Genomic DNA, 4049 nt, shown 5'->3' on the forward strand with positions numbered 1-4049 from the left:
GCGAGGCACAGCTGCGCCGGGGTGCAGCGGGCCTCGGTGGCAAGGGCCTCGAAGCGGGCCAGGAGCGCCAGGTTGGCCTCGAAGGCCGGGCCGGCGAACCGGGGCATCGAGCCGCGCATGTCGCCGGCGACGTACTCCGGCTTGCGGACCCCGCCGGCCAGAAACCCACGCGCCACCGGCGAGAAGGCGACGAACGTCACGCCCAGTTCACGGCAGGCGTCGAGCACCGCAATCTCGGGGTTGCGGGTCCAGGGCGAGTATTCGGTCTGCAGTGCGGCGATGGGGTGCTCGGCATGCGCCCGGCGCAGGGTCGGCGCGGAGACTTCCGAGAGCCCGATCGCGCGGATCTTCCCGGCCTTCACGAGGCCCGCCAGCGCGCCGACGCTCTCCTCGATCGGGACCTTCTGGTCCCAGCGGTGGAGGTAGTAGAGATCAATCACATCAACGCCGAGCCGCTTCAGGCTCACCTCGCAGACTGCCCGGATCGTCTCCGGCCGCCCGTCGAGCGCGCGCTGGGTTCCGGTGGCGTCGGTGATCCCGCACTTGGATGCCAGCACGATGCGGTCGCGATGCGGGCCCAGCACCTCGCCCACCAGGGTCTCGTTGTGGCCCAGGCCGTAGACGGCGGCGGTGTCAAAGAAGGTGTAGCCGGCGTCGAGCGCGCCCAGCAGCACAGCCTCGGCCTGATCCCGCGGCGTGGGCGGACCGTAACCCGAACTCAGGCCCATGCAGCCCAGCCCGATGGCCGAGACCTCGAAATCCGCGATCCGTCGTGACTGCATCTGTGGGCCTGGCCTGGGGTTGCGAGAGGCTGGAGAGACGATCCTGATGGCGCGCCGTCAAGGCGCCGTAGGGTGCGCGATCAAGGGGCTCCGACCTCGAGACGACGCGAAAGGGGGTGTGCGCGACGGCGTTCGCGTCCAAGACAGCGTCCATGAACCCCTGGATACACCTCGACACGGCGCAGATCCCCGGCGGCGGCGAACTCAAGCTGATGCAGCGCGGGCAGGACTTCTCGATCATGTCGGGCGGGTTCGAGCTGATGAACAGCCGCCTCTACGGCTCGGAAGTCGCGCTCGCCAACCTGGCCTGGGCCAAGATCAAGGACAGCAAGGCGCCGCGCATGCTGATCGGCGGCCTCGGGATGGGCTTCACCCTGCGCGCGGCGCTCGCCGCCTTGCCGAAGGACGCCCAGATCACGGTGGCCGAGCTGGTCCCCCAGGTGATCGCCTGGGCCAAGGGGCCGCTGGCGCACCTCTACAACGGCGCGCTGGGCGACCGCCGCCTGATCCTGCGCCAGACCGATGTGGCCCTGCTGCTGGCCGACGCCAAACCGCCCTACGACGCCATCCTGATGGATACCGACAACGGTCCGGACGGCCTGAACCGCGAGGCCAATGATCGTCTCTATACGCCGGGCGGTCTGGCGATCCTGCGCAAGGCGGTGCGACATGGCGGCGTTCTGGCTGTCTGGTCCGCCGGGCCCGACCCGGCCTTCGCCGGTCGCATGCGCCGCGCCGGGTTCGCGGTGGACGAGGTGCGGGTCGGCGCCAGCCCGTCCGGCAAGGGGCCCCGCCACATCATCTGGGTGGGCGTGGCGCGGTAGGGCGCGCGCCTAAGCCGCCGTCCACTCGCTCCACAGCCGGGCCGACTCCGCCCGCGCCGGACCGACCGACGCTTCCTTAACGTGGCCGAAGCCGCGGATGGCCTGGGGCGCTTTGGCGATGCCAAGGGCGAGGGGCAGGCGAGCCTCGTTGAGTTCGGTGGCGAGACGATCGACTTCGGCTTCGAAGGCGGTGATCAGGCCGCGCTCCATGCGCCGCTCCGCCGTCGCGCCGAACGGATCGAGGGGCGAACCGCGCAGGCTCTTAAGGCGGGCCAGCAGCGGGAAGGCGGCGGTCAGCACCCAGGGTGCGAAGGCCAGCTTCCGCGGCTTGCCGTCGGGGCCCTTTCTCGCGATCAGCGGCGGGGCGAGCCAGACCTTGGCCTTGCCGCCCTTCCAGGTTTCGGCGCGATAGGCGGCGAAGCGGCCGTCGGAGTGGAGGCGGGCCACCTCGTACTCGTCCTTGTAGGCCATCAGCCGATGCAGGCTGATCGCCGCCTCGCGGGTCACGGCCTCCGAGCCCAGCGCCGCCTCGGCGGCGCGCAGGCGCGTGATGCGGGTCTGGAATCGTTCAGCGTAGGCGGCGTTCTGATAGGCGGCGAGGTCCTGGGCCCGATGATCGATCAGCGCGTCGAGGCTCATGATCGATTGCGTCTCCGCGGGCGCATCGTCCTCGTCGGCCAGCGAGGCCGGCGCGTGCGCGAAGCGGCGGCCGAGCTCGAAGGCCTGGAGATTGGCGTCGGCCTCCACCCCATTCATTCGGATGGCGCGGTAGAGGGCGCGGCTGGAGACCGGGATCACCCCCTGCTGCCAGGCGAAGCCCAGCATGATCATGTTGGCGTAGATCGCGTCGCCCATGCGGCTCTCGGCCAGGTGCGTGGCGGGCGCGGAGACCCAGCTCCGGGTCGCCGCGGCGATGCGGCGGCCCTGTTCGTCCGCGTCGAAGCGCACGTCGCGGTCGGTGACGAAGTCTGCGGTCGGCGCGAGGTCGGCATTGCCGACGGCGACGGTCCGATCGCGCGCATAGAGGGCCATGGCGTCCGGGCCGGCGGCCGAGAGGACATCGCAGGCGATCAGCACGTGGGCGCTGGCCGCCGGTGTGCGTCCGCCGACCACGCTTGTCTCGGTCTCGCCGATCCGCACATGACTGAAGACCGCGCCGCCCTTCTGGGCCAGGCCCGTCATGTCGACCGCCGAGGCTGCGCGGCCATCGACGTGGGCGGCCATGGCGAGGATCGAGGCGACCGTGGTCACGCCCGTGCCGCCGACGCCGGTGAAGACGATGTTGCGCACGCCCTCCAGCGGTTCGAAGGCCGGCAGCGGCGTAGCCTCGGCCGTGAGCGCGGGGGGTGCGGCGCGCGGCGCGGGCTCGGCGCCCTCGATGGTGATGAACGAGGGGCAGAAGCCGTCGAGGCAGGTGTAGTCCTGATTGCAGGTCGAGGCGTTGATCTTGCGCTTGCGCCCGAACGCCGTTTCCAGCGGCTCCACCGACACGCAGTTCGAAGCCCGCGAGCAGTCGCCGCAGCCCTCGCAGACCAGCGGGTTGATCATCACCCGGGCCGGGGCCCTGGCCATCGTCCCGCGTTTGCGGCGGCGGCGCTTCTCGGTGGCGCAGACCTGATCGTAGATCAGCACGGTGACGCCGGGCGTCTCGCGCAGCGTGCGTTGCACGGCCATCAGCTCGCTGCGGGGCTTCACCTCCACGCCCGGCGCGAGGTCGGAGACCTGGGCGTAGCGCTCCGGCTCGGCGGCGACGATGACGGTCCTGGCCACGCCCTCGGCGGCCAGCTGCCGGGTGATCTGGGGCACGGTGAAGCCGCTCTCGGCGCGCTGACCGCCGGTCATGGCCACGGCGTCGTTGAACAAGAGCTTGTAGGTCAGCGTCGCCTTGGCCGCGATCGCCGCGCGGATCGCCAGCGAGCCGGAGTGATTGTAGGTGCCGTCGCCCAGGTTCACGAACACATGGCGCTCGTCGGTGAAGGGCGCCGCGCCGATCCAGGCCAGTCCCTCGCCGCCCATCTGGCTGTGCAGGTCGGTGGCCGGGTCGCCGAAGCTGGCCATGTAGTGACAGCCGATGCCGGCCAGCGCGCGGCTGCCCTCCGGCAGGCGGGTCGAGGTGTTGTGCGGGCAGCCCGAGCAGAAGAAGGGCTTGCGCTGCTGGTCGGCCGAGAGCGTCACCGCCGCCATCGAAGCGGCTGAGACCCGGCTGAGATAGTCATAGACCCGGCCCATGTGTTCGCCGGCGGGCAGGCGGTCGGCGATCGCCAGCGCGATCTCGGCCACCGAGAGCGCGGTGAGTTCCGAGAGCAGCGGGGCGCCGGCCTCGTCGGTCTTGCCGATCACCCGCGGCCGGGCATGGGCCGGGAGGTCGTAGAGCGCCGCGCGGGCCTGCATCTCGATCAGCGGCCGCTTGTGCTCGACCACCATCAGGGTCTCGAGCCCGGCG

General features: G+C 71.2%; 3 protein-coding genes. 1 reads left to right on the forward strand and 2 read right to left on the reverse strand.

The annotated features are described in order from the left end of the window. The coding region (locus ACIQ3R_RS16105) for an aldo/keto reductase (protein ID WP_397419871.1) at positions 1 to 782 on the reverse strand (782 nt) is incomplete at its 3' end. A 152-nt stretch (positions 783 to 934) separates the two neighbouring features. Between ACIQ3R_RS16105 and ACIQ3R_RS16110 the strand changes: the two genes are divergently transcribed. After that, on the forward strand, positions 935 to 1606 hold the full coding sequence (locus tag ACIQ3R_RS16110) for a spermidine synthase (protein WP_397419872.1): 672 nt from the start codon (positions 935 to 937) through the stop codon (positions 1604 to 1606). A 9-nt stretch (positions 1607 to 1615) separates the two neighbouring features. Here ACIQ3R_RS16110 and ACIQ3R_RS16115 read toward each other — a convergent pair. Continuing rightward, positions 1616 to 4049 (reverse strand): indolepyruvate ferredoxin oxidoreductase family protein (locus ACIQ3R_RS16115; protein ID WP_397419873.1); only part of this gene is annotated, 2434 nt, incomplete at its 5' end.

Origin of the sequence: Phenylobacterium sp. (assembly GCF_044371015.1) — a bacterium.
Lineage (GTDB): Bacteria > Pseudomonadota > Alphaproteobacteria > Caulobacterales > Caulobacteraceae > Phenylobacterium.